This window comes from uncultured Aquabacterium sp. (assembly GCF_913773725.1).
Taxonomy (GTDB): Bacteria; Pseudomonadota; Gammaproteobacteria; order Burkholderiales; family Burkholderiaceae_C; genus Aquabacterium.
The window spans coordinates 1-23,922 of record NZ_CAJYGK010000103.1; the positions used below are offsets into that span (position 1 = coordinate 1).

Annotated in this window: 17 protein-coding genes, 5 tRNA genes and 1 pseudogene; 19 read left to right on the forward strand and 4 right to left on the reverse strand. The window is 64.4% G+C overall.

What is annotated here, in order from left to right; translation table 11 throughout:
- The 5 genes and pseudogenes from QZ709_RS12660 to pbpG form a co-directional block, all read left to right on the forward strand.
- Nucleotides 1-264, forward strand: a pseudogene (locus QZ709_RS12660) (histone deacetylase family protein); the annotation flags it as partial.
- 162 nt (nt 265-426) lie between these two features.
- Entirely contained in the window at nt 427-1,623 is a 1,197-nt protein-coding gene (locus QZ709_RS12665) for a mechanosensitive ion channel domain-containing protein (RefSeq protein WP_294637660.1), read from the forward strand.
- 141 nt (nt 1,624-1,764) lie between these two features.
- Nucleotides 1,765-2,520, forward strand: coding sequence for a CDP-diacylglycerol--serine O-phosphatidyltransferase (gene pssA, locus QZ709_RS12670; RefSeq protein WP_294637673.1), 756 nt, complete (start codon nt 1,765-1,767; stop codon nt 2,518-2,520).
- Between the two features lie 115 nt (nt 2,521-2,635).
- Nucleotides 2,636-4,177, forward strand: a complete 1,542-nt coding sequence (locus tag QZ709_RS12675) for a 2-isopropylmalate synthase (RefSeq protein WP_294637661.1) — start codon at nt 2,636-2,638, stop codon at nt 4,175-4,177.
- Nucleotides 4,178-4,286: 109 nt separating this feature from the next.
- Nucleotides 4,287-5,552, forward strand: a complete 1,266-nt coding sequence (gene pbpG, locus QZ709_RS12680) for a D-alanyl-D-alanine endopeptidase (protein WP_294637662.1) — start codon at nt 4,287-4,289, stop codon at nt 5,550-5,552.
- Between the two features lie 90 nt (nt 5,553-5,642).
- On the opposite strand, the gene QZ709_RS12685 is transcribed toward pbpG, so the two are convergent.
- Nucleotides 5,643-6,386: an IclR family transcriptional regulator gene (locus tag QZ709_RS12685; RefSeq protein ID WP_294637663.1), complete on the reverse strand. Its 744-nt coding sequence runs from the start codon at nt 6,384-6,386 to the stop codon at nt 5,643-5,645.
- 114 nt (nt 6,387-6,500) lie between these two features.
- Between QZ709_RS12685 and QZ709_RS12690 the strand changes: the two genes are divergently transcribed.
- On the forward strand, nt 6,501-7,655 hold the full coding sequence (locus tag QZ709_RS12690) for a TIGR03790 family protein (RefSeq protein WP_294637664.1): 1,155 nt from the start codon (nt 6,501-6,503) through the stop codon (nt 7,653-7,655).
- A gap of 17 nt (nt 7,656-7,672) precedes the next feature.
- Here the strand turns inward: QZ709_RS12690 and QZ709_RS12695 are convergent, their stop codons facing one another.
- On the reverse strand, nt 7,673-8,533 hold the full coding sequence (locus tag QZ709_RS12695; protein WP_294637665.1) for a squalene/phytoene synthase family protein: 861 nt from the start codon (nt 8,531-8,533) through the stop codon (nt 7,673-7,675).
- Nucleotides 8,534-8,695: 162 nt separating this feature from the next.
- On the opposite strand from QZ709_RS12695, the gene QZ709_RS12700 reads away from it, so the two are divergent.
- The 13 genes from QZ709_RS12700 to QZ709_RS12760 all read left to right on the forward strand — a co-directional run bounded on the left by QZ709_RS12700 (nt 8,696) and on the right by QZ709_RS12760 (nt 21,522).
- The gene (locus tag QZ709_RS12700) at nt 8,696-9,850 is read left to right on the forward strand and encodes an efflux RND transporter periplasmic adaptor subunit (protein ID WP_294637666.1); all 1,155 of its coding nucleotides are present in this window, start codon (nt 8,696-8,698) and stop codon (nt 9,848-9,850) included.
- A gap of 15 nt (nt 9,851-9,865) precedes the next feature.
- A complete protein-coding gene (locus tag QZ709_RS12705) occupies nt 9,866-13,012 on the forward strand; it encodes an efflux RND transporter permease subunit (RefSeq protein WP_294637667.1) in 3,147 nt (1,048 codons plus the stop codon).
- Nucleotides 13,013-13,134: 122 nt separating this feature from the next.
- Nucleotides 13,135-13,221, forward strand: a tRNA-Leu gene (locus QZ709_RS12710).
- A gap of 37 nt (nt 13,222-13,258) precedes the next feature.
- Complete coding sequence (gene tig / locus QZ709_RS12715; RefSeq protein WP_294637668.1) at nt 13,259-14,581, forward strand: trigger factor; 1,323 nt, start codon at nt 13,259-13,261, stop codon at nt 14,579-14,581.
- Nucleotides 14,582-14,855: 274 nt separating this feature from the next.
- Nucleotides 14,856-15,464, forward strand: a complete 609-nt coding sequence (gene clpP, locus QZ709_RS12720; RefSeq protein WP_294637669.1) for an ATP-dependent Clp endopeptidase proteolytic subunit ClpP — start codon at nt 14,856-14,858, stop codon at nt 15,462-15,464.
- A 147-nt stretch (nt 15,465-15,611) separates the two neighbouring features.
- A complete protein-coding gene (gene clpX, locus QZ709_RS12725) occupies nt 15,612-16,889 on the forward strand; it encodes an ATP-dependent Clp protease ATP-binding subunit ClpX (RefSeq protein WP_294637670.1) in 1,278 nt (425 codons plus the stop codon).
- Between the two features lie 130 nt (nt 16,890-17,019).
- Entirely contained in the window at nt 17,020-19,443 is a 2,424-nt protein-coding gene (gene lon / locus QZ709_RS12730; RefSeq protein WP_294637671.1) for an endopeptidase La, read from the forward strand.
- 157 nt (nt 19,444-19,600) lie between these two features.
- Nucleotides 19,601-19,676 (forward strand) — tRNA-Gly (locus tag QZ709_RS12735).
- Nucleotides 19,677-19,722: 46 nt separating this feature from the next.
- A tRNA-Cys gene (locus QZ709_RS12740) sits at nt 19,723-19,796 on the forward strand.
- A 131-nt stretch (nt 19,797-19,927) separates the two neighbouring features.
- Nucleotides 19,928-20,003, forward strand: a tRNA-Gly gene (locus tag QZ709_RS12745).
- Nucleotides 20,004-20,151: 148 nt separating this feature from the next.
- Nucleotides 20,152-20,243: transfer RNA gene (locus tag QZ709_RS12750), tRNA-Leu, on the forward strand.
- Nucleotides 20,244-20,256: 13 nt separating this feature from the next.
- Complete coding sequence (locus QZ709_RS12755) at nt 20,257-20,883, forward strand: DUF6806 family protein (protein WP_142081045.1); 627 nt, start codon at nt 20,257-20,259, stop codon at nt 20,881-20,883.
- Nucleotides 20,884-20,997: 114 nt separating this feature from the next.
- Nucleotides 20,998-21,522, forward strand: a complete 525-nt coding sequence (locus QZ709_RS12760) for a M48 family metallopeptidase (protein WP_044402545.1) — start codon at nt 20,998-21,000, stop codon at nt 21,520-21,522.
- 79 nt (nt 21,523-21,601) lie between these two features.
- Here the strand turns inward: QZ709_RS12760 and murI are convergent, their stop codons facing one another.
- Together murI and QZ709_RS12770 are read right to left on the reverse strand one after the other, a co-directional pair.
- Nucleotides 21,602-22,492 (reverse strand): glutamate racemase, encoded by an 891-nt coding sequence (murI, locus tag QZ709_RS12765; RefSeq protein ID WP_294637674.1) that lies wholly within the window; start codon nt 22,490-22,492, stop codon nt 21,602-21,604.
- Between the two features lie 178 nt (nt 22,493-22,670).
- A partial coding sequence (locus QZ709_RS12770; RefSeq protein WP_294637672.1) for a fumarate hydratase occupies nt 22,671-23,922 on the reverse strand: 1,252 nt, incomplete at its 5' end.

The window sequence follows — 23,922 nt, forward strand, 5'->3', positions numbered from 1 at the left end:
GATTCCTACTGGATGTACCGCCTGGAAGACTTCCGGCCGGAAATGATCTTCATCTCCGCCGGCTTCGACGCGCACCGTGAGGACGAGATGGGCGGCATGGGCCTGGTCGAGGCCGATTACGCCTGGATCACAGCGCGCGTCCTCGACGTTGCGCGTCGCTTCTGCGAAGGCCGAGTCGTGTCCTGCCTGGAAGGCGGCTACAACCTCAGCGCCCTGGGGCGCAGCGTGGCCGCCCATGTGCGCACCCTCATCGAAGAACGCTGATCCCATCCCTCTCACACCGTGTTCAACAGCCTCCTCGCTCCCCTGACATCTCCCTCGGCCCCGGACCTGGCTTCCAGCGGACCCTTGCATTTATGGCGGCCCAGCGAGTTCTCCCACCTCTGGACCCAGCTCAACCAACCCACCGCCTTGGCGGAGGTCGCCGTGCTCCTGGGCTGTCTCGGGACGTCATGGTTGCTGGTGCGCCTGTGGCGTGGCAAGCAGGTCGACCCATCCTCCGTGTGGTTCGGGCGCAAGGTGTTCGACGGCGTGCTTTTCCCCTTGCTCGCCTTGCTGCTGGCGGTGGGCATGCGCCGGGTGCTTCAGGGCGAGTTGCCGCTGGCCGTGTTCCGCATCGCGATCCCGGTTCTTGTGTCGTTGGCCGCCATCCGCATGACAGTCAAGGTGTTGGGCGCGGCCTTCCCGGCGTCCCAGACGGTCCGTGTTGTCGAGCGGACGGTGTCCTGGGTCGCCTGGCTGGGCATGGTGCTCTGGGTGACAGGCGTGCTGCCTTTGCTCACCGACGAGATGGCGCGCCTGACCTGGAAGCTCGGCGGCAGCGAGGTGAGCCTGCTCAGCCTGATCCAGGGCGTGCTCAGCGCGGTGGTGGTGCTCATCCTCTCGCTGTCTCTGTCGTCGGCCATCGAGTCGCGTCTTCTGCGGGGCAGTGCCAGTGACAATCTCTCGCTCCGCAAGATCGCCGCCAATGCCATTCGCGCGGTGTTGCTGGCCTGCGGCATGCTGCTCGCTTTGTCTGCGGCCGGCATCGACCTCACGGCGTTGTCGGTGTTCGGCGGCGCCATCGGTGTGGGGCTCGGGTTCGGCCTGCAGAAGCTGGCGGCCAACTACGTCAGCGGCTTCGTGATTCTGGCCGAGCGCAGCCTGCGCATCGGCGACCTGGTGCGGGTGGACAACTTCGAGGGACGCATCACCGACATCAACACCCGCTACACCGTGTTGCGTGCGGCCACCGGGCGCGAGGCGATCGTGCCCAACGAGCAGCTGATCACCCAGCGTGTGGAGAACGCGTCGTTGGCCGACACCCGGTTGCAGCTGTCCACCGTGGTGCAGGTGGCCTACGGCACTGACCTGCAGATGCTCATTCCTCAGATGGTCGGCGCGGTGTCGGCGCTGCCGCGCGTGCTGGCAACACCCGAGCCACAGGTCTTCCTGACCGCCTTTGCCGCTGACGGGCTTGAGCTGACGGTGATGTGGTGGTTGGACGACCCCCAGAACGGCCAGCTCAACCTCCGCTCGGAGGTGAACCTGACGATCCTGAATCTGTTGAACCGCCTTGGGGTGGAGATCCCGTTCCCGCAGCGTGTGGTTCACGGTGCGGGTGCGGCGCCCGCCCGTGCTTGAGGTATCCTCCACCGGACCGGGGCAACCCCCTAACAAGAAGACCTGAGCGTGCAGCCCGTTTCCAGCAAGGCGCCGGCCGACCCCGTCGCCACCGATCCTCACCTCGACGACGACGAGCCGCCTCGTCGTCCGCGCAAGGGCATCTACATCCTGCCCAACCTGTTCACGCTGGCGGCCTTGTTCGGCGGCTTCTACGGCATCGTCATGGCCATGAACGGCCAGTTCGAGCAAGCCGCGGTGGGCATTTTCTGCGCCATGGTGCTCGACAGCCTGGACGGCCGCGTGGCGCGCATGACGAACACGCAGAGCAGCTTCGGCGAGCAGATGGACAGCCTCTCCGACATGGTGTCGTTCGGTGCGGCGCCAGCCCTCATCGCCTATGAGTGGGCGCTGAAAGACCTCGGCAAGTACGGCTGGATCGCCGCCTTTGTGTACTGCTCGGGTGCCGCCTTGCGTCTGGCGCGCTTCAACACCAACATCGCCGTGGTGGACAAGCGCTTCTTCCAGGGGCTGCCCAGCCCGGCGGCCGCGGCCCTCGTCATGGGTCTGATCTGGGTCGTGACCGACCTGGGCGAAACCGCTTTCACACTGACCGGCATGGTGTGGCTGACCTTCGCCATGACCCTGTATGCGGGCCTGACCATGGTCACCAACATCCCGTTCTACAGTTTCAAGGACGTGAACTTCCGGCGCTCGGTGCCTTTCATCGCCATCGTTGCGATCGCCCTGGGCATTGCCGTGATCACCATCCACCCCCCGATCGTGCTGTTTGCGGTCTTCGTGCTGTATGGCCTGTCCGGCTATGGCGTCTACGCCTGGAAGCGCATGAAAGGCAAACGCGTCAGCGTGATTTCCACGTCGACGGACGAGCCCGAAGAGGCTGGACTGCACCGCTGAACCCCGGCCTGCCCGACGCGACGGGCGGGATGACCGAGGGCTCACCCCGCTTGCCGCCTGCGGCCAAGAGGCGCCACAGTCCTTGATGGACGCGGCGCCGCCCCAGGAGACCCCCATGACCGACAAGCTCATCATTTTCGACACCACCCTGCGTGACGGCGAACAGTCGCCGGGCGCTTCGATGACGCGGGAGGAAAAGCTCCGCATCGCCCGCCAGCTGGAGCGCCTGAAGGTCGACGTGATCGAGGCCGGCTTTGCCGCGTCCTCCAACGGCGATTTCGAGGCCATCAAGTCCATCGCGGACGTCATCAAGGACTCGACCGTCTGCTCGCTGGCGCGGGCCAACGACCGCGACATCAGCCGTGCCGCCGAAGCCCTGAAGGGCGCCAATTCGTGGCGCATCCACACCTTCATCGCGACCAGTGCGCTGCACATGGAGAAGAAGCTGCGCATGTCGCCCGAGCAGGTGCTCGAGCAGGCCAGGCAGTCCGTGCGCTTTGCCCGCAACCTGACTTCCGATGTCGAGTTCTCGGCCGAAGACGGCTACCGCTCCGACCTGGATTTCCTCGCCCGCGTGTGCGAGGCGGTGATCAACGAGGGCGCGACCACCATCAACATCCCGGATACGGTGGGCTACGCCATCCCCGAGCTCTATGGCCAGTTCATCCGCGACCTGCGCGAGAAGGTGCCGAACTCCGACAAGGCGATCTGGTCGGTGCACTGCCACAACGACCTCGGCATGGCCGTGGCCAACTCGCTGGCCGGCGTGAAGATCGGCGGCGCGCGCCAGGTGGAGTGCACCATCAACGGCCTGGGCGAGCGCGCGGGCAACTGCGCCATGGAAGAGATCGTCATGGCCGTGAAGACCCGTCGCGACTACTTCGGTCTGGACGTGGGCATCGAAACCCAGCAGATCATGTCGGCCTCCCGGCTGGTGTCGCAGACGACCGGGTTCGTGGTTCAGCCCAACAAGGCGGTCGTGGGGGCGAACGCCTTCGCACACGCCTCCGGCATCCACCAGGACGGCGTGCTCAAGGCCCGCGACACCTACGAGATCATGCGCGCCGAGGACGTCGGTCTGTCCGCGAACAAGATCGTGCTGGGCAAGCTGTCCGGGCGCAACGCGTTCAAGCAGCGCCTGCAGGAACTCGGCATCGACCTGGACTCCGAAGCGGAAATCAACGCCGCCTTCGCCAAGTTCAAGGAACTGGCCGACCGCAAGAGCGAGATCTTCGACGAGGACATCATCGCCCTGGTCGGCGACGAAAGCGTGACCAGCGAGCAGGAGCACTATCGCCTGATCGCCCTCGCACAGCGCTCCGAAATGGGCGAGCGTCCGCACGCCAGCGTGGTGTTTGCAGCCGGCGCTTCCGAACACCGCAGCGAGGCCGAAGGCAATGGCCCGGTGGACGCCAGCGTGAAGGCGATCGAGGCTGTCGTGAAAAGTGGCGCCGAAATTCTTCTTTACTCCGTCAATGCCATCACCTCCGGCAGCACAGAATCACAGGGTGAGGTGACGGTGCGTTTGCAGCATGGCGGTCGGGTTGTCAACGGGGTTGGTGCGGATCCGGACATCGTGGTCGCGTCGGCCAAGGCCTATTTGTCTGCACTCAACAAGCTGCACAGCAAGGCCGAACGCGTGGCCGCGCAGGGCTGACCGCTCCCCACGAGGGTCCGGTACACCGGGCTACTTGATAAATGACGCGTAAGTCTTTGATCTTGCGCGTTTTTTATTTACACTTCGTGGAGACGAAAGGGCTGTACCCGTGATCTGCTTCAAATGGAACAAAAACTGGCTGCCGGCCCTGTTGGTGTCGGCACTGGCGATCGGACTGGTCACCCCTGCGGAGGCGGCCGGCAAGTCCACGCGCGTCACCAAGGCCAAGGTCAGCGCCAAGGCTTCCACCCGCGCTGAACCCCGAACCCCCACCAAGGGCGCCCGGAAGGCGCGCACCGAGGCCGCTCGGGGCAAGGACACTGCGCCGGTCAGCCGACAGGCTCGCTCGAAGCCGACGCGCACCGCGAGCGACTCGGTAGACAGCCGTTCCCGCGCGGTCAAAGCGGCCCGTGCGCTGCCGCGTGCCGAAGCCCCGGCGCGCTTGATTCCGGTCTCGGTGCAGTCCTCGTCCCTCACCCCCCATGTCGCGCCCAACACGGCCGCGATGGCCGCAGCCTCCGGCGCTTCCGGTGCATCGTTTGGCCAGCTCTATGGCTTGCATCAGACGCCGGATCCGCTCGAGCTGAAGTCCAGTGTGGCGTTGGTGATGGACCAGGACACGAACGAGGTCCTGCTGGCCAAGAACTCCGACGCCATCCTCCCGATTGCATCGTTGACCAAGCTGATGACGGCGCTGGTCACGGTCGAAGCCCGCCTGTCGATGGATGAGTCCATCACCATCACGGTGGACGATGTCGACACCGAGAAGAACAGCAGTTCGCGTCTGGCGGTCGGCTCGACGCTGACACGCGGCGAGTTGCTGCACCTGGCGCTCATGGCATCTGAAAACCGTGCGGCCCACGCGCTGGGACGCAGCTACCCGGGCGGCATGCGCGCTTTCGTGAGCGCGATGAACGCCAAGGCCCGCCTGCTGGGCATGGGGGACACCCGTTACGTCGAGCCCACGGGCCTGAGCAGCCGCAACCAGTCCAGCGCCAAGGACCTGGCGTCGCTGGCCAAGGCCGCCTACCAGCATCCTTTGATCCGTGAACTGTCGACATCGCGCGAGTACGCTGCCCGTGTCGGCTCTCGCACGGTGCAGTTCCACAACACCAACGGCCTCATCCGCAATCCGAGCTGGGACATCGGTCTGCAGAAGACCGGCTACATCGTCGAAGCAGGGCGCTGTCTGGTCATGCAGGCCAGCATGGCAGGCCGCAAGCTGATCATGGTGTTCCTGGATTCGGCGGGCAAGTATTCCCGTCTGGCCGATGCCGAGCGGGTTCGCCGGTGGATCGAGCGCCCCGGACATTCGGCAGTAGAGCCGTCGGCAGAAGTCAACGCGGCCCGCGCCGGGGGCAAGCTGACGTCCTGAGTGGCTGATGCCGGGTTGACGGACTGCGTCCGCGGTACAAAGCAACAAAGGCCTCCGATCGGAGGCCTTTGCTTTTGGGGTGGGTGAGTCTTATCGATGCACCCAGCCCAGGCAGGCCGAGATGCGGGCCGCGGTGGCTTTCAAGGCTTCCTGCCACTCCAGGCCAAAGCGGGCAATCGGGGCGTTGAGCACCAGCGCCGCGCACACCCGGCCCATGTCGTCGTGGATCGGCGTGGCGGCCAACTGCAGCAGAGGGTCCGGACTGTCGCTGTCGAGCGCCATGCCCTGGGCGCGGATCGCCGCGAGTTCCGCTTGCAGCGACTCCAGCCGCACGCCCTGTGCAGAGGCCAGTACCTGCAGCAGGCTGGCCGGGTCCTGGAGCATCAGCAGCTTGCCGGCGGCATGGCTGGTCAGCGCGATGCGCAGGCCCATCACCCGCGTCACCTGGACCCCGGAGCGCTCCGACACCGTGCGCGCCACGCAGATCGCATCGTCGTCTTGCCGGATGAACAGCGAAACGGTGTGCCCCGTCTGGCGGTGCAACTCCTGCATGGGGCGTGCGGAGAGCTCACGGACGTCCAGGCGCACCCGCACCCGGTTGCCGAGTTCGAGCAAGCGCAGCCCCAGGCGGTAGCTGCCCGGGCCCGAGCGCTCGACCATGCCGCCCACTGCGAGGTCGTTGAGAATGCGGTGGGCAGTGGAGGGGTGCAGGCCAGTCTGCTCGCTGATGGACTTGAGAGAGACGGAGTCTCCCTCTTGGGCCAGCGTGTCGAGCAGGGAGAACATCCTGCTGAGCACCTGAATGGACGTGGACGCAGCGCTCGATTCGTTCATGGGGTTTTCCGGTACGGGAGACCGTTTTGGAACACGGGATGGCTGCTCAATCGGCGAAATAATCGGCCACTTGAGGTCAAATCCGGGCTTTGCCTCGCCGGGAGTCGGTATTTCATGTCGGCCATGCACTTTTTCTCGTTTCGGCGCGGCTGGGAGCGTGCCCTCAAGGCCCTGGGCGTCCTGTTCCTGGTGTGGTCCTCGCCTGCGTGGGCGCAGGACGCATCGCCTTCGTCATCAACGGCCGGGGGGCGCGACACGCCTCAGGCGACCCCGGCCCGTCAGTGGTTCAAGGCTCCGCGGGTCTATGGCCGGCTGACGAACCAGGAACTTGGCCTGGTCATCAACACCGACGACCCCTATTCCGTCCAGGTGGGTGAGTACTACGCCCGTGCCCGCAAGATCCCCGAGGAGCAGATCCTGCGCGTGCGGCTGCCGGTGAAGGGCGAACTCAGCGTGGCCGAGTTCGAGGCCTTCCGACAGCAGATCGACGAGTTCTTCGGGGAGCGCATCCAGGCGCTGGCGCTGGCCTGGCGGCTGCCCTATGCCGTGGGATGCAACTCGTTGCCCGGCGCCCTGGCTCTCGGCTACGACGCCAAGCTGTGCAGCAACACCTGCGCACCGACCCGGCCGAGCATCTACTTCGGCTCGGCCACGACCCGGCCGTACACCGACTACCGCATGCGCCTGAGCATGTTGCTCGCCTCACGCGATGTGGCAGGCGCGAAAGCCCTGATCGACCGGGGCGTCAAGGCGGACAACACCCTCGGTCTCAAGGGCGCCCCGCTGGCCAATGTCCACTTCGTCACGACATCGGATGCCATCCGCAGCCAGCGTCAGCTGCTGTTCCCGCCTGCCGGCAAGCTGCCTCAGGTCGGGCTGGAGGTGTTTCTGGACCGCACGGAAGCCCTGCGTTACCACGAGCGGGTCCTGGTCTACCTCACGGGACGCACCCAGGTCGACTGGCTGGACACGGTGTCCTTCCTGCCTGGTGCGCTGGGCGACCACCTGACCTCCTTCGGCGGGGTGCTCGACAAGCCGCATGGTCAGATGACGGTGTTGTCATGGATCGACGCCGGCGTGACGGCCAGCTATGGCACCACCAGCGAACCCTGCGCCCACCTGCAGAAGTTCCCCAACCCGCAGGGGCTGGTGCTGTTCTATGCACAGGGCGCCACGGCCATCGAGGCCTACTGGAAGAGCGTCGCATGGCCTCAGCAGGGCCTCTTTGTCGGGGAGCCGCTCGCGGCCCCGTTCGCCCGCGATCCCTGAACGATCCCTGACGGCAATCAGCTCAGCCAGCCCCAGCGGACACGCTGGGCAATCCAGCTCTTGCGCAGCGGCGTCAGCACGATGCGTTCGCGCAACACCCGAGGACCGTGGTCGCGCACCTCGTGGGCCAGCGCCTCTGACATCAACGCCAGTGCGACCAAGGGGCGGCACGCCCGGCGATCAGCAGCCGGTAATGCCCGGATGGCGGACCGGCCTTCCTCCAGGGTCTGCGCCGCTTCGTCGTGCAATGCGTTGAGCAAGCCGGCCCAGCCAGCGGGTGGCGTCTCGGCGGGTCGGGTCAGTTCATGTGCCCGCACACCGTGGGCCTGCAGCGTGTCGATGGGCACGTGCACCCAGCCCGCTCGGGCGTCCTGCCCAAGCCTTGCCAGCTGATGCGCCAGACGCAGTCCGCGCCCCAGTGTCCTGCTCGCCTCCCGCGTCGCCGGGGTGTCGGCGGCACCCAGCACCATGGCGGCACCCGCGCAGGCCAGGCCGGTGCTGGCGTCCGCGTGGCGCAGCAGCGTCGGCCGGTCCAGCCAGCGTGTCTGCTGCAGCAACTGCAACTGTGCCTCCAGCTGTCCCGTCCACACGGACCAGTCGTGAAGGCTACGCGCCTCTTCGGCCAGGGCCAGCCAGGCCTTCAGCAGAGGGTGTTCCGCCTGGCCCTGGTGGGCCGCGCTGTGAACCTGCTGCAACCACCAGCGCAGCTTGGTCTCGCCCACAGCCGGGTCGCTCACGGTGTACGGAATGGCGCTCACCTCGTGCCACCAGTTCAACCAGATGGACGACGCCGCGCGGCGAGCCGGGGGCACCAGTGACAGGGCGTACCCCAGGCTGCTGCCCGGGCGGGGGAAGGGGGTTGCGTCGGGATGGGACATCGTCTTGGTTCGCGAGGTCGCGTATTGTCGCCAAAGGACGGCGCTTGCTCGATTGACACGTCCCGTTTTCCTTGACACCATTACTGACTCTCGGGTCAGTTATTGCGCGGCAACCGTCTGCCGCGCCGCCGGGACCTTGCGTACAACCAGAACCTCCTGCACATGAACATCCTCCGTCCCTCGCGGCGCTGCGGCGCTCTGATCCTCTCGGCCGGCCTGTCGGCCATGGTGGTGTTGAGCGGGTGCAGCAAGCAGCCCGAGGTGGCGGAGACCGTGCGCGCCGTGCGCACCCTGGTCGTCGGCGCGTCTGGCGGACAGCTCGAGCGCGAATTCGCGGCCGACGTGCGCGCCCGGACCGAGTCCCGGCTGGGCTTCCAGGTCGGGGGCAAGGTGAGCCATCGGCATGTCGAACTGGGCCAGACCGTTCGGAAAGGGCAGCCTCTGGCGCAGCTGGACGCGCAGGATCTCCGCCTGGGGCAGGACGCGGCACGCGCTGGCGTGAGCGCTGCCGAGGCCCGTGCGCGGCAGTCCGCCGCCGACCTGAAGCGCTTCACCGAGTTGCGGGCTCAAGGTTTCATCAGCCAGGCGGAGCTCGATCGGCACCAGGCCACCACGGATGCGGCGTTGGCCGCCCTCCGGCAGGCCCAGGCGCAAGCGGGCGTCCAGGGAAATCAGGCCGGATATGCCACCTTGTTGGCTGACGCGCCAGGCGTGATCACCGGCGTCGAACTCGAGCCCGGTCAGGTGGTTGGCGCGGGTGTGCCGGTGCTCGTGCTGGCACACGACGGCCCGAGAGACATCGTTTTTCAAGTGCCAGAAGACATGGGCGGAACGTTGCGCCGCCTGAAGGGCCAGGCGGGCGGTGTCGAGGTGCGCCGCTGGGGCACAACCGAGTGGACGCCGGCGGTGGTCCGCGAGGTGGCGGCCGCAGCCGATCCGCAAGCGCGGACCTATCAGATCAAGGCCGATGTCGGTACGGCACCCGGCTTTGAGCTGGGCCAGACGGCGGCCGTGCGCCTGCGCGTGCAGGTCGGCGCCCAGGGCAGCCTGCGCGTGCCGCTGCAGGCGCTCGTCGAGCGCGAGGGCCGCTCGATGGTCTGGCTGCTCGATGGCAAATCGATGACGGTCAAGCCGGTTCCCGTTACCGCCGGCGAGGTGGTCGGCGACCATGTCCTCGTCTCGGCGGGCCTCCAGCCGGGACAGGAACTGGTCACGGCCGGCGTGCATGTGCTCAGTCCCGGGCAGAAGGTGCGCCGGTACGAAGGGCGCATCGGAGCCACCGCGCAGCCGGCCTCGGCCGCCGCGTCCCGCTCCTGATCGCCGGAGGACACCGTGAGCATCTCTTCCCGCGACACGGCCGGCGAGGCCGGCAGCCAGCGTTTCAACATTTCCCGCTGGGCGCTTGAGCACCCGGCACTGACCCGTTACCTCATGGTCGTGCTGATGCTGCTCGGCCTGGCCGCCTACTTCCAACTGGGGCAGGACGAGGATCCGCCCTTCGCCTTCCGGGTGATGGTGGTGCGGGCCTACTGGCCTGGCGCCACGGCGCAGGAGGTGGCAGAGCAGGTCACCGACAAGATCGAGCGCACCCTGCAGGAGGTGCCGTACGCCGACAAGATCCAGTCCTACACCAAGCCGGGCGAATCGTTCACCCTGATGCAGGTGAAGGACTCTTCGCCGCCCAAGGAGATCCCCAACCTCTGGTACCAGGTGCGCAAGAAGGTGGGCGACATGCGCCACACCCTGCCGCCCGGCGTGTACGGCCCTTTCTTCAATGACGAGTTCGGCGACGTCTACGGGTCGATCTACGCGCTGTCGGCCGATGGCTTCACGGAAGAAGAGCTGCGCCAGTTTGCCGAGCAGACCCGTTCGCGCCTGTTGCGGGTGTCCGGGGTGGCCAAGGTCGAGCTCTTCGGCGTGCAGGCCGAGAAGGTCTTCATCGAGGTGCCGCAACGCCGTCTGGCCGAGATGCGCATCAACATGCAGGAGCTCATCGCCCAGCTCAACGCCCAGAACGGCGTCGAGGGCGGCGGCTTTTACGCGGGCGAGGCGGGCAACATCCAGATGCGCGTGAACGGCGCCTTCCGTTCGGTGGACGACCTGCGCAACATGCCCGTGCGGGTCGTGGACCCCGCGACCGGCCGCGCCCGGGCCTTCCGGCTGGGTGACATCGCCACCGTGCGCCGGGGCTATGAGAACCCGCCCGCCACCCGGGTGCGCCATCAGGGCAAGCAGGTCATTGCACTGGGCGTGTCGATGGCCAAGGGCGGCGACATCATCGCGCTGGGCAAGAACCTCAAGGCCGCCACCGCCGCCATCCAGGCCGAGTTGCCGGCGGGCATCGAGATGGCGCAGATCCAGAACCAGCCCGAAGCCGTCTCCAGCTCGGTCGGCGAATTCATCAAGGTCCTGATCGAGGCTGTGGTCGTGGTGCTGGCCGTCAGCTTCGTCAGCCTGGGGCTGCACACCAAGCCGCTGCGCCTGGACGTCTGGCCCGGACTGGTCGTGGCCATCACCATCCCGCTGGTGCTCGCCGTCACCTTCCTGATCATGTTCTATTGGGGCGTGGGCCTGCACAAGATCTCGCTGGGTGCGCTGATCATCGCCCTCGGCCTGCTGGTCGACGACGCCATCATCGCGGTCGAGATGATGGTGCACAAGCTGGAGGAGGGCTACGACAAGATGCGGGCCGCCACCGCCGCCTACGAGATCACCGCCATGCCCATGCTGACGGGCACGCTGATCACGGCGGCCGGCTTTCTGCCCATCGGCATGGCGCGCTCGTCGGTGGGCGAGTACACCTTTGCCATCTTCGCCGTCACGGCCGCCGCGCTGCTGATCTCGTGGGTGGTGTCCGTGTACTTCGTGCCCTACCTGGGCCAGTGGCTGCTGCGCACCCGCCCCAAGGTGTCGGCAGCGGAGCAGGGCAGTGCCGACCTGTACGACGGTCCTTTCTACGTGCGCTTCAAGGCCTTGGTCACCTGGTGCGTGCGGCATCGCTGGCTCACGATCGCCATGACGCTGCTGGCGCTCATGCTCGGCTTCGTCGGCATGGGCAAGGTGCAACAGCAGTTCTTCCCGGACTCGAGCCGCCCCGAGATCCTCGTGGACCTGTGGCAGCCCGAAGGCAGCACCGTCGAGTCCACCGATGCCGTGGCGCGGCGTTTCGAGGCCCGCATGATGAAAGAGGAGGGGGTGCGCTCGGTGAGCACCTGGATCGGGTCGGGATTGCCGCGCTTCTACCTGCCGATGGACCAGATCTTCCCGCAGAGCAACGTCAGCCAGGCCGTGGTGCTGCCGGTGGATACCACGGCACGCGAACGACTGCGCCGCGAACTGCCTCGCATCCTTGCTGAAGAGTTCCCGGAAGTGCGCGGCCGCGTCAAGCTGTTGCCCAATGGCCCGCCCGTCCCGTATCCGGTGCAGTTCCGCATCGTCGGGGACGATGTGGTGGCCCTGCGTCGCCTGGCGGAAGAGGCCAAGACGCTGATGCGGGCCCACCCCGACATGCGCGGCGTCAACGACAACTGGAACGAGTCCGTGAAGGCCATTCGGCTGGAGGTGGACCAGGACAAGGCACGCGCCCTGGGGGTGACCACCCAGGCCATCGCCCAGGCGACGCGCACGCTCACGTCCGGTGCCACGGTGGGGCAGTACCGCGAGGGCGATCGCCTCATCGACATCGACGTGCGCGCGCCGGCCTCCGAGCGCGTGACCCTCACCTCGCTCGACAACGCCTATGTGGCGAGCAGTTCCGGTCGCCTGATTCCGCTGCTGCAGATCGCCCGCCCGCACCTTGTGTGGGAGCCGGGGGTGCTGTGGCGCGAGGGCCGGCGCTTCGCCATCACCGTGCAGGGCGATGTGCGCGAAGGCATCCAGGGGCCGACCGTGAGCCAGGCCCTGTGGCCCCAGATGCAGGCGCTGCAGCAGCGCATGCCTGCGGGTTACCAGGTGCAGCTGGCGGGGACGGCCGAGGAAAGCAGCAAGGGGCAGGGCTCCATCTTCGCCAACGTGCCGGTGATGCTGTTCATCATCTTCACGCTGTTGATGCTGCAGCTGCAAAGCTTCTCGCGGGCGCTGCTGGTGTTCCTCACCGGCCCGATGGGCATTGCCGGCGTCGCGGGCGCGCTTCTGCTGCTCAACCGGCCGTTCGGCTTCGTCGCGCTGCTCGGCGTGATTGCCCTGATGGGCATGATCATGCGCAACTCCGTGATCCTGATCGACCAGATCGAGCAGGACCGCGCGCGTGGCGTGCCCGCGTGGGATGCCATCGTCGGGGCGGCCGTGCGACGCTTCCGCCCGATCGTGCTGACGGCTGCCGCCGCCGTGCTGGCCATGATTCCCCTGAGCCGCAGCGCGTTCTGGGGCCCGATGGCTGTGGCCATCATGGGCGGACTGATCGTGGCAACGGCGCTCACGCTGCTGGCCTTGCCGGCCATGTACGCCGCCTGGTTCCGGGTACGGGCCCCGCAGGCGTAAAAAACAGGCCCGTACCCGCGCTAGAATCGCGGGCTCGGACCAAATCAGCCTGTCCGGCGGTCTGCGCTTGCCTGTTTCCGGAGACCGGAGGCAGGCGCGACGGCCGGATGTTTCAGGCCGATGCGCGGGTGGCGAAATTGGTAGACGCACCAGGTTTAGGTCCTGACGCCAGCAATGGTGTGGGGGTTCGAGTCCCCCCCCGCGCACCAGCCCTCATTCCTTCTTACTCATACTGAGAGATCAATCATGGCGATCACCGTGGAGACCCTCGACAAGCTGGAGCGCCGCATCACGCTGTCGCTGGCAGCCGATGCCCTGCAGAACGAAGTCGATGCCCGCCTGAAGAAGCTGGCTCGCACCGTGAAGGCCGACGGCTTCCGCCCCGGCAAGGTGCCGATGAACGTGGTGGCCCAGCGTTACGGCTACTCCGTGCAATACGAAGTGGTCAACGACAAGCTGGGTGAGGCCTTTGCCAAGGCTGCCCAGGAAGCCCAACTGCGTGTCGCAGGCCAGCCCCGCATTTCCGAAAAGGAAGGCGGCCCGGTTGACGGCCAGATCCAGTTCGACGCCACCTTCGAGGTCTACCCGGAAGTGACGATCGGTGACCTGTCGGCCATCGAACTCGAGCGCGTGTCGGCCGACGTCAACGACGCCGCCATCGACCGCACCGTCGAAATCCTGCGCAAGCAGCGTCGCACCTTCGCCCAGCGTCCGGCCACCGAAGGTGCCGCCGACGGCGACCGCGTAACCATCGACTTCGAAGGCAAGATCGACGGCGTGCCGTTCGAAGGCGGCAAGGCCGAAGGCTTCCAGTTCCTGGTCGGCGAAGGCCAGATGCTTGAGGCATTCGAGAAGGCCGTGCGCGGCATGAAGACCGGCGAGTCCAAGACCTTCCCGCTGGCCTTCCCCGAGGACTACCACGGCAAGGACGTGGCCGGCAAGGAAGCCGACTTCCTCGTGACCGTCAAGAAGGTCGAAGCCCAGAACCTGCCCGAGATGACCGAAGAGTTCATCAAGAGCCTGGGCATCGCCGACGGCACCGTCGAGTCGCTGCGCGCCGACATCAAGAAGAACCTCGAGCGTGAAGTGAAGTTCCGCGTGCTGGCCCGCAACAAGGCTGCCGCGATGGAAGCCCTGCTGAAGGCCGTCGAATTCGACCTGCCGAACTCGCTGGTGGCCGCTGAAGGCGACCGTCTGGTCGAAGGCGCCCGCGCCGACCTGAAGGCCCGCGGCATCAAGGACGCCGACAAGGCCCCGATCCCCGCCGAAATGTTCAAGCCCCAGGCCGAGCGCCGCGTGCGCCTGGGCCTGACGGTGGCCGAGCTGGTCAAGGCCAACAACCTGCAAGCCAAGCCCGAGCAGATCCAGGCTCACATCGAAGAGCTGGCCCAGAGCTACGAGCAACCGGCCCAGGTCATCGCCTGGTACATGAGCGACCGTCAGCGCATGGCCGAAGTCGAGGCCGTCGTGATCGAATCGAACGTGTCCGAGTTCATCTTCTCCAAGGCCAAGGTCACCGACAAGGCCCTGGGCTTCGAAGAGCTGATGGGCCAGCAAGCCGGCGCCTGATCGCGCCGCAGCGGGTCGGCGTGATGCCTGCCCGCGCCCCTTGCCTCTGAAAAGGCACCTGCAATCCCGAGCGGAGGCAGGTGCCTTTTGTTTTGTGCAAATGTGGTGACGTGGCAGCGCCGCCCGGGTGGACAGTGCTTGCAAACAACGGAAAGACGAGCAACGCAGTCACTCGCTTTTTCCTGGGTTCGAAGCAGCCTGCCAGCACGTCATAATGAATTCACAACTCATTTCCGGCGCCCAGTCAAGGGGCGACCGTTTCAAGAGGACGCACATGAGCGCACAGGACATCCAGAACCTCGGCATGGTGCCCATGGTCATCGAGCAATCGGGCCGTGGCGAGCGCGCCTACGACATCTACAGCCGCCTCCTGCGCGAGCGCGTGATCTTCCTGGTGGGCCCGGTCAACGACCAGAGCGCCAACCTGGTGGTGGCCCAGCTGCTCTTCCTGGAAAGCGAGAACCCTGACAAGGACATCTCGCTCTACATCAACTCGCCGGGTGGCAGCGTGAGTGCCGGCATGTCGATCTTCGACACCATGCAGTTCATCAAGCCCGACGTGTCCACCCTGTGCATGGGCATGGCCGCCTCGATGGGGGCCTTCCTGCTGGCGGCCGGTGCCAAGGGCAAGCGTTTCGCGCTGCCCAACAGCAAGATCATGATCCACCAGCCGCTGGGTGGCGCGCAGGGTCAGGCCACGGACATCGAGATCCACGCCCGCGAGATCCTCAAGACCCGCGAGCAGCTGAACAAGATCCTGGCCGATCGCTCGGGTCAGCCGCTGGAAAAAATCCAGAACGACACCGAGCGCGACTACTACATGACCGCCGACGAGGCCGCCACCTACGGCCTCATCGACAAGGTGCTGGAAAAGCGACAGTGACCCCGAGCCCGGCTTCGATGCCGGGCTCACCGTTTTTGTTGGGTGAAAAACCGCAACATGGCAGGGCAGTTCCTGCCAATGGGCCGGGAATCATTTGACTTATCATCGTTGACACCCTCCTTGCCGACTCCCTGACAGGCCTGCACCATGCCCGAGAAAAAAGGCTCATCCAGCGAAAAGATCCTCTACTGCTCCTTCTGCGGAAAGAGCCAGCACGAGGTCAAGAAGCTCATCGCCGGCCCGTCCGTGTTCATCTGCGACGAGTGCATCGAACTCTGTAACGACATCATCCGGGACGAGGTGGCCGCGGAAGCGGAGCAGTCGCGGCCGGCGCGCAGCGACCTTCCCACCCCGGGCGAGATCAAGTCCAGCCTGGACCAGTACGTGATCGGGCAGGACACGGCCAAACGCACGCTGTCGGTGGCGGTGTACAACCACTACAAACGGCTGCGGCACATGGGCGCGGGCGATGGCAAGAAGCCCGACGTCGAGCTTGCCAAGAGCAACATCCTGCTGATCGGCCCGACTGGCTCCGGCAAGACCTTGCTGGCCCAGACCCTGGCCCGCCTGCTGAACGTGCCTTTCGTGATCGCCGACGCCACCACGCTGACCGAAGCCGGCTACGTGGGCGAAGACGTCGAGAACATCATTCAGAAGCTGCTGCAGAACTGCAACTACGAGGTCGAGAAGGCCCAGCGCGGCATCGTCTACATCGACGAAATCGACAAGATCTCTCGCAAGTCCGACAACCCGTCGATCACGCGTGACGTGTCGGGCGAGGGCGTGCAGCAGGCGCTGCTGAAACTGATCGAAGGCACGATGGCCTCGGTGCCCCCGCAGGGCGGCCGCAAGCACCCGAACCAGGACTTCCTGCAGATCGACACGACCAACATCCTGTTCATCTGCGGTGGCGCGTTCGACGGCCTCGAAAAGGTCATCCAGAACCGCTCGGTCAAGTCCGGCATCGGCTTCGGTGCTTCCGTGCAGAGCAAGGAAGAGCGCAAGGTCGGCGAGGTCTTCCGCGAGGTCGAACCCGAAGACATCATCAAGTTCGGCCTCATTCCCGAGCTGGTGGGCCGTCTGCCCGTGGTGGCCACCCTGGGCGAACTGACGGAAGACGCGCTCGTGCAGATCCTGACCGAGCCCAAGAACGCACTGGTCAAGCAGTACCAGCAGTTGCTGAACATGGACGGCGTCGAGCTGGAGATCCGGCCCGCCGCGCTGTCTGCCATCGCCCGCAAGGCCCTGGCCCGCAAGACGGGCGCCCGTGGCCTGCGGTCCATTCTTGAACAATCGCTGCTCGACACGATGTTCGAGCTGCCCAACATGGAGGGTGTGGAGAAAGTCGTCCTGGACGAGTCGACGATCGAAGAGAACGCCAAGCCCCTGCTTGTGTACCGGGAACAGGCCAAGGCCAGTGCCTGAGCGACGCACCCGAGGATCGCTCTGACGGGCACCGCAGGCAGCCGGCCGCACTCAGTGCCAACGGTTGACTCGGTGCCCTTGTGATTTGCAGATGAGGCCCCACGTGGACCCCATCAGAAAGTGAGCCCCTATGTCTGGACACCCCATTCTTCCTTCCGATCCGATCACGCTGCCGCTGTTGCCGCTGCGCGATGTCGTGGTCTTTCCGCACATGGTGATCCCGCTGTTCGTGGGGCGCCCGAAATCCATCAAAGCCCTTGAGGCCGCCATGGAAGCCGGCCGGCAGATCATGCTGGTGGCCCAGAAGGCCGCGGGCAAGGATGAGCCCAAGGCGGAAGACATGTTCGACATCGGCTGCGTCTCCAGCATCCTGCAGATGCTGAAGCTGCCCGATGGCACCGTGAAGGTGCTGGTCGAAGGCGTGCAGCGAGCCAACACCACGTCGATCTCCGACGAGGGCGAGTTCTTCACGGCCGAAGTGGTGCCGGTTCAGCCCGAAACCACCGTCACGCCTGAAATCGAGGCCTTGCGCCGCGCGGTCACGCAACAGTTCGACCAGTACGTCAAGCTCAACAAGAAGATCCCGCCCGAGATCCTTACCTCGATTTCCGGCATCGACGACGCCGGCCGTCTGGCCGACACCATCGCCGCCCACCTGCCGCTCAAGCTCGAGTCGAAGCAGGCCGTGCTGGATCTGTTCTCGATCTCGGCTCGCCTTGAAAAGCTGCTCGAGCAGCTCGAGCACGAAGTCGACATCCTGCAGGTCGAAAAGCGCATCCGGGGCCGCGTCAAGCGCCAGATGGAGAAGTCGCAGCGCGAGTACTACCTGAACGAGCAGGTCAAGGCCATCCAGAAGGAACTGGGCGAGGGCGAGGAGGGCGCCGACCTCGAAGAGCTGGCCAAGAAGGTCGAAGGCGCGCGCATGCCCAAGGAGGCGCGCAAGAAGGCCGAGGCCGAGCTCAAGAAGCTGCGCCTGATGTCGCCCATGTCGGCCGAGGCCACTGTGGTGCGCAACTACATCGACACCCTGGTCAACCTGCCGTGGAGCAAGAAGTCCAAGGTCAAGCACGACCTGACCCACGCCGAGCACGTGCTCAACGAAGAGCACTATGGCCTCGACAAGGTCAAGGAACGCATCCTCGAGTACCTCGCCGTGCAGCAACGCGTGGACAAGGTCAAGGCGCCCATCCTGTGCCTGGTCGGCCCTCCGGGCGTCGGCAAGACCTCGCTGGGTCAGTCCATCGCCCGCGCCACCGGACGCAAGTTCGTGCGCATGGCGCTGGGTGGCGTGCGTGACGAGGCCGAGATCCGCGGTCACCGCCGCACCTACATCGGCTCGATGCCGGGCAAGGTCCTGCAGAGCCTGAGCAAGGTCGGTGTGCGTAACCCGCTGTTCCTGCTCGACGAGATCGACAAGCTGGGCATGGACTTCCGCGGCGACCCGTCTTCGGCGCTGCTGGAGGTGCTCGACCCCGAGCAGAACCACACCTTCGGTGACCATTACATCGAGGTCGACTTCGACCTGTCGGATGTGATGTTCGTGGCGACGTCGAACTCGCTGAACATCCCGCCGGCGCTGCTGGACCGGATGGAAGTGATCCGCCTGGCCGGCTACACCGAAGACGAAAAGGTGCACATCGTGCAGACCTATCTGCTGCCCAAGCAGATCAAGAACAACGGCGTGAAGGACGGCGAGCTGGAGGTGGCGGAAAGCGCCATCCGCGGCATCATCCGTTACTACACCCGTGAGGCCGGTGTGCGTTCGCTGGAACGCGAGGTCTCCAAGATCTGCCGCAAGGTGGTGAAGGGCGTGGCGCTCAAGCAGTTCACGGAAAAGGTGGTGGTCACCGACGAGAACCTGCATGACTTCCTGGGCGTGCGCAAGTACAGCTACGGCGAAGCCACCAAGGAAAACCAGATCGGTCAGGTGGTCGGTCTGGCGTGGACGGAAGTCGGCGGCGACCTGCTGACCATCGAAGCCGCCATCATGCCGGGCAAGGGCAACATCATCCGCACGGGCCAGCTGGGCGACGTGATGAAGGAGTCGGTCGAGGCTGCCCGCTCGGTGGTGCGCTCGCGGGCTCGCCGCCTGGGCATCGCAGACGAGCTGTTCGAGAAGCGCGACATCCACATTCACGTGCCCGATGGCGCGACGCCCAAGGACGGCCCGTCTGCCGGCATAGCGATGACGACGGCCTTTGTGTCGGCACTCACCGGCATCCCGGTGCGGGCGGACGTGGCCATGACGGGTGAAATCACCCTGCGTGGCGAGGTCACTGCCATCGGTGGGCTCAAGGAGAAGTTGCTGGCGGCTCACCGTGGCGGCATCAAGACGGTGCTGATCCCGGAAGAGAACGTCAAGGACCTCCAGGAGATCCCGGAGAACGTGAAGAGCCAGATCGAGATCGTGCCGGTCAAGTGGATCGACAAGGTGCTCGAGGTGGCTCTGGAGCGGCAACCAGAGGCTCTGCCTGAGGACGAGGCCAAGGTCGAGGCGAAGGTGGAAGCCAAGCCCGAGGCACCTGCTTCGTCGAGCGATGTGCTGAAGCACTGAACCGGGAGCCCGGGCGGGAGTTGAAAAAACGCGACGCCCGCCGGGAGCCTTGAAAAGTGGTGTATAGTTCAAGTCTTCGCTGACCACCGCACCAAACGGTGATCAACGCAGCAAAGCAGGTTGCAAGACCAGAGCATCTGCGTAAGGCGAAGACAATGCGGGAATAGCTCAGTTGGTAGAGCGCAACCTTGCCAAGGTTGAGGTCGCGAGTTCGAGCCTCGTTTCCCGCTCCAGAATTTCTGAGAAAGGAAGCCTTCCGCTTCCTTTTTTGTCAGACACGGCGCGGTAGCAAAGCGGTTATGCCCCGGATTGCAAATCCGGTTAGTCCGGTTCGACTCCGGACCGCGCCTCCAAGATGCGGCTGACTTGCTGAAGTGACTTGAGTTACTTCAGAGAGTTGGAAAAATTTTTGAAATTTCGTAGAAATTCAAAAATTGTGTTATAATTTAATTCTTGCTGATGCACTAAAGTGTTGATGCAAAATGCGGGAATAGCTCAGTTGGTAGAGCGCAACCTTGCCAAGGTTGAGGTCGAGAGTTCGAGACTCTTTTCCCGCTCCAAATTCAAAGGGAAGCTCAGGCTTCCCTTTTTTATTGGTGCAACGCAATCATCCAATCTTCAGTGATTGCGTTGCTCTTGTTCGATGGGACGTTGCTCTGCGGCGACGTCCGGGTTACGCTGCCGGGCAACACGCACTCGGTGGCTGGCGCCCCGATGGTGAAATTGGTAGACACTGCGGACTTAAAATCCGCCGCTTCCTGAAAAGGGGCGTGCCGGTTCGACCCCGGCTCGGGGCACCATTACGATTCAATCATGTCAAGTTACAACGCTCCCTTCGAAATTCATGTCCACGGGCAGGTGCAGTTGCGGGCAGATGCCAGTTTTGAGCAACTGCAGGATGCCTTGAAGCCTTTGTGGAAATATGCAGGAGCGCGTTCTCTCGCTGACGGCGCCACCAGTGCCTATGAAGAAGAACCTGGCATCAAGTTCGACCCTAAAGAGCACCTTCTGCAGATTTGCTGGACCGTGCGGGGCGATGAAGACTTTCGCCAGACACTCGACGAGATGTGCATGAACCTCAACGAACTTTGCGAAACAGGAGCTGCCCTGGAGGTGACCTTCTACGACGCAGAGTTTGAAGAAGAGGACGGTCAAGACGGCGCCGAATCCCGTGACGATTTTGTGATGCTATTCGTTGGGCCCACACCGGCTGCCATCATGCAAGTGCAGCGCGATCTGCTGGTGCAAGACGTGGTGAACATGATGGAGCGCCACTTTGATGGCGCTGAGCTGGGTGGTGTGGTCGCCGAGATCGACAAGCTGTTCACGCAGCGTTTTGATGCGCTGGTGAACTCGCTAGAAATTGGCAAGCCCCCAAGGGGCCCTGGTGGCTCGGGCAGTGGGCACGGTGGCGGTCGTCGCCCCCGCCATCTGCATTGAGCCCCTGGCGGCAGGTGAAAAGACTCGGGTGTTTTGTGCGCTCAGGTAAGGCCTTTCACGAAAATGGCCTTCCTGCACAATGTTCCAGGGCGCTGCCATTGTTTTTAGTCATCCATGGCTTCTGATCTTCCGTATCTGCGCGCCTACCCTGTGGCGCTGCAGGAGCAGGCACGCGATTTGTTGGAGCAGGGGCAACTGGCAAACGTGCTGCTGCGCAAGTATCCCCAGCCCCACAGCGTACGCAGCGACAAGGCCCTGTACGACTACGTGCAAGAGCTGAAGACTCGTTACTTGCGCAACGCTGGTACGGTCAACAAGGTACTTTTTGACAACAAGATCCACGTGGTGCGCAATGCCTTGGGCTTGCACACTGCGGTCTCGCGGGTGCAAGGAAGCCGCCTTGCGGCCAAGCATGAAATTCGCATCGCCTCGATGTTCAAGCAGGCTCCTGATGAGTTTCTGCGCATGATCGTGGTCCACGAATTGGCCCACCTGCGTGAAAAGAACCACGACAAGGCGTTTTACCAGTTGTGCAGCCACATGGAGCCGCAGTATCACCAGTACGAGTTTGACCTGCGCCTGTACCTCACACACATGGAGCACGCAGGTGCCCGGTTGTGGGGCGATGAGCTTGTTTGAAATTGTTAGTTGATTGCTATAAATTTAATAGCTAGCAGCGCTTATTCATCAAGCGCTAGAGCACTTTTTATCTATATTTTCAGCGCACTGATACGGACCGGCAGTGTTCCGCTGGCAGATTCAGCCAACGCTGGGCAGCCGCTTCCATCATGGCCACTGGGCCTGTGGTCAGCAGGAGTACGGAAGGAGTAACGTCCGCACTTTCCTCGGAGAGGTTGCCGCCAGCGGAGCCTGCTGTTTGCAACAAGCCTGCAGCGTCGAGCAGGCGCTTGGTTTGGCGAGCAACAGGTTCACCGGTTTCTATGAACTGCACGTCTGGGCCCACCAGCGTGCGCAACTCGTGGGCTACGAAAATATAGTGGGTACAGCCCAGAACCAAGGTATCCATTTCCCCTGGCGCTGCACCAAAGGCACCCATGGCATTCACATAACGTTTGCACAATGCGCCCGTTTCAGTGCTTTCAACTGGGTAGGAGGCTGGGGCTACAGGCAATGCCACGCTGCGTTCGATGGCGTGTGCGAGCCCATCGCAGGGTTGCACCACAAAATGGGCTTGATCGGCCAATGAAGCCATCAGCTTGCCAAATTTGGCACTGGTGAGCGTACCGCGGGTGCCGATCACGCCCACATGCCCAGTCTTTGTGACTGCCAGAGCCGATTTGATAGCGGGCTCCAGCCCCACCAGGAGCAGGTCGGGATGGCTACTGCGCACTTCATGGATGGCCGCCGCCGTGGCGGTGTTGCAGGCCACCACCAGCGCTTTGATGTCGTGTTGCTCACGAAGGTACTGGGTGATGGCGTGGGTGCGTGCCGCCACAAAAGCGTCGCCGCGCTCGCCATAAGGGGCGTTGGCGCTATCGGCCAGGTACACAAAACGTTCGTGGGGCAGGGCTGCCAACAGCGCTCGCAGCACGCTCAGCCCGCCGACGCCGCTGTCAAATACACCGATGGGAGAAGAAGCCTGCGGCATCGTGAACCAAGCTCTGGCAGTGGGAAAACAGGGATTGTAGGAAAGACGAGGAGCCTGCGCGGACACGCCGGCTTGAATCAGGATGTCATTCACTATGCAGAAATGAAAAAGCCGCCCGAAGGCGGCTATTCAAGATACGGCCAAGCGTCAAGCAAGGGCGCCTGGTCGTCTGTGAGCGTCAGCCTGCAGCCACTTCAATGCCCTTGAACTCGCCCGAGGCAATGCGCTTTTGCCATTCGGCCGGGCCGGTGATGTGGGCGCTGGTGCCGCCAGAGTCCACGGCCACGGTCACCGGCATGTCCACCACTTCGAATTCATAAATGGCTTCCATGCCGAGGTCTTCGAAGCCCACCACCTTGGCGGTCTTGATGGCTTTGGAGACCAGGTAGGCGGCGCCGCCTACGGCCATGAGGTAGGCCGACTTGTGCTTCTTGATGGCTTCAATGGCAACCGGGCCGCGCTCGGCCTTGCCCACCATGGCGATCAGGCCGGTCTGGGCCAGCATCATCTCTGTGAAGCCATCCATGCGTGTGGCGGTGGTCGGGCCTGCGGGGCCCACGGCCTCGCCCTTCACCGGGTCCACAGGTCCCACGTAGTAGATGACGCGGTTGGTGAAGTCCACGGGCAGCTTTTCGCCCTTGGCCAGCATGTCCTGGATGCGCTTGTGCGCGGCATCGCGGCCGGTCAGCATCTTGCCGTTGAGCAGCAGCGTGTCGCCGGGCTTCCAGCTGGCGACTTCTTCCTTGGTCAGGGTGTCGAGGTTGACCTTCTTGCTCTTGTTGTAGTCGGGCGCCCAGTCCACGTTGGGCCACAGGTCCAGGCTGGGGGGCGTGAGGTACACGGGGCCCGAGCCGTCCATCACGAAGTGGGCGTGGCGCGTGGCGGCGCAGTTGGGGATCATCGCAATCGGCTTGCTGGCCGCGTGCGTGGGGTACATCTTGATCTTGACGTCCAGCACGGTGGTCAGGCCGCCCAGGCCTTGCGCGCCAATGCCCAGGGCGTTGACCTTTTCATACAACTCCAGGCGCAGCTTTTCGACATTGTCGAGTTCGGCCCCGCTGGCTTGCTTGGCCTGCAGCTCGTACATGTCCAGGTCGTCCATCAGACTTTCCTTGGCCATGAGCACTGCTTTTTCAGCCGTACCGCCAATGCCGATGCCCAGCATGCCGGGCGGGCACCAGCCAGCGCCCATGGTGGGCACGGTCTTGAGCACCCAGTCCACCACGTTGTCGCCGGGGTTCAGCATGTACATCTTGGACTTGTTCTCCGAGCCGCCGCCCTTGGCCGCCACGGTGATGTCCACGGTGTTGCCGGGCACGATCTCGGTGAAGATCACGGCGGGGGTGTTGTCCTTGGTGTTCTTGCGCGCAAAGATGGGGTCGTCCAGCACCGACGCGCGCAGCTTGTTGTCCGGGTTCAGGTAGCCGCGG

Bases quoted from the DNA above. Each gene is read 5' to 3' on its own strand.
- QZ709_RS12675 (WP_294637661.1), top strand. From the start codon at position 2,636: ATGACCGACAAGCTCATCATTTTCGACACCACCCTGCGTGACGGCGAA.
- QZ709_RS12685 (WP_294637663.1), bottom strand. From the start codon at position 6,386: ATGAACGAATCGAGCGCTGCGTCCACGTCCATTCAGGTGCTCAGCAGG.
- QZ709_RS12690 (WP_294637664.1), top strand. From the start codon at position 6,501: ATGTCGGCCATGCACTTTTTCTCGTTTCGGCGCGGCTGGGAGCGTGCC.
- QZ709_RS12695 (WP_294637665.1), bottom strand. From the start codon at position 8,533: ATGTCCCATCCCGACGCAACCCCCTTCCCCCGCCCGGGCAGCAGCCTG.
- QZ709_RS12700 (WP_294637666.1), top strand. From the start codon at position 8,696: ATGAACATCCTCCGTCCCTCGCGGCGCTGCGGCGCTCTGATCCTCTCG.
- tig (WP_294637668.1), top strand. From the start codon at position 13,259: ATGGCGATCACCGTGGAGACCCTCGACAAGCTGGAGCGCCGCATCACG.
- clpP (WP_294637669.1), top strand. From the start codon at position 14,856: ATGAGCGCACAGGACATCCAGAACCTCGGCATGGTGCCCATGGTCATC.
- clpX (WP_294637670.1), top strand. From the start codon at position 15,612: ATGCCCGAGAAAAAAGGCTCATCCAGCGAAAAGATCCTCTACTGCTCC.
- lon (WP_294637671.1), top strand. From the start codon at position 17,020: ATGTCTGGACACCCCATTCTTCCTTCCGATCCGATCACGCTGCCGCTG.
- QZ709_RS12755 (WP_142081045.1), top strand. From the start codon at position 20,257: ATGTCAAGTTACAACGCTCCCTTCGAAATTCATGTCCACGGGCAGGTG.
- QZ709_RS12760 (WP_044402545.1), top strand. From the start codon at position 20,998: ATGGCTTCTGATCTTCCGTATCTGCGCGCCTACCCTGTGGCGCTGCAG.
- murI (WP_294637674.1), bottom strand. From the start codon at position 22,492: ATGCCGCAGGCTTCTTCTCCCATCGGTGTATTTGACAGCGGCGTCGGC.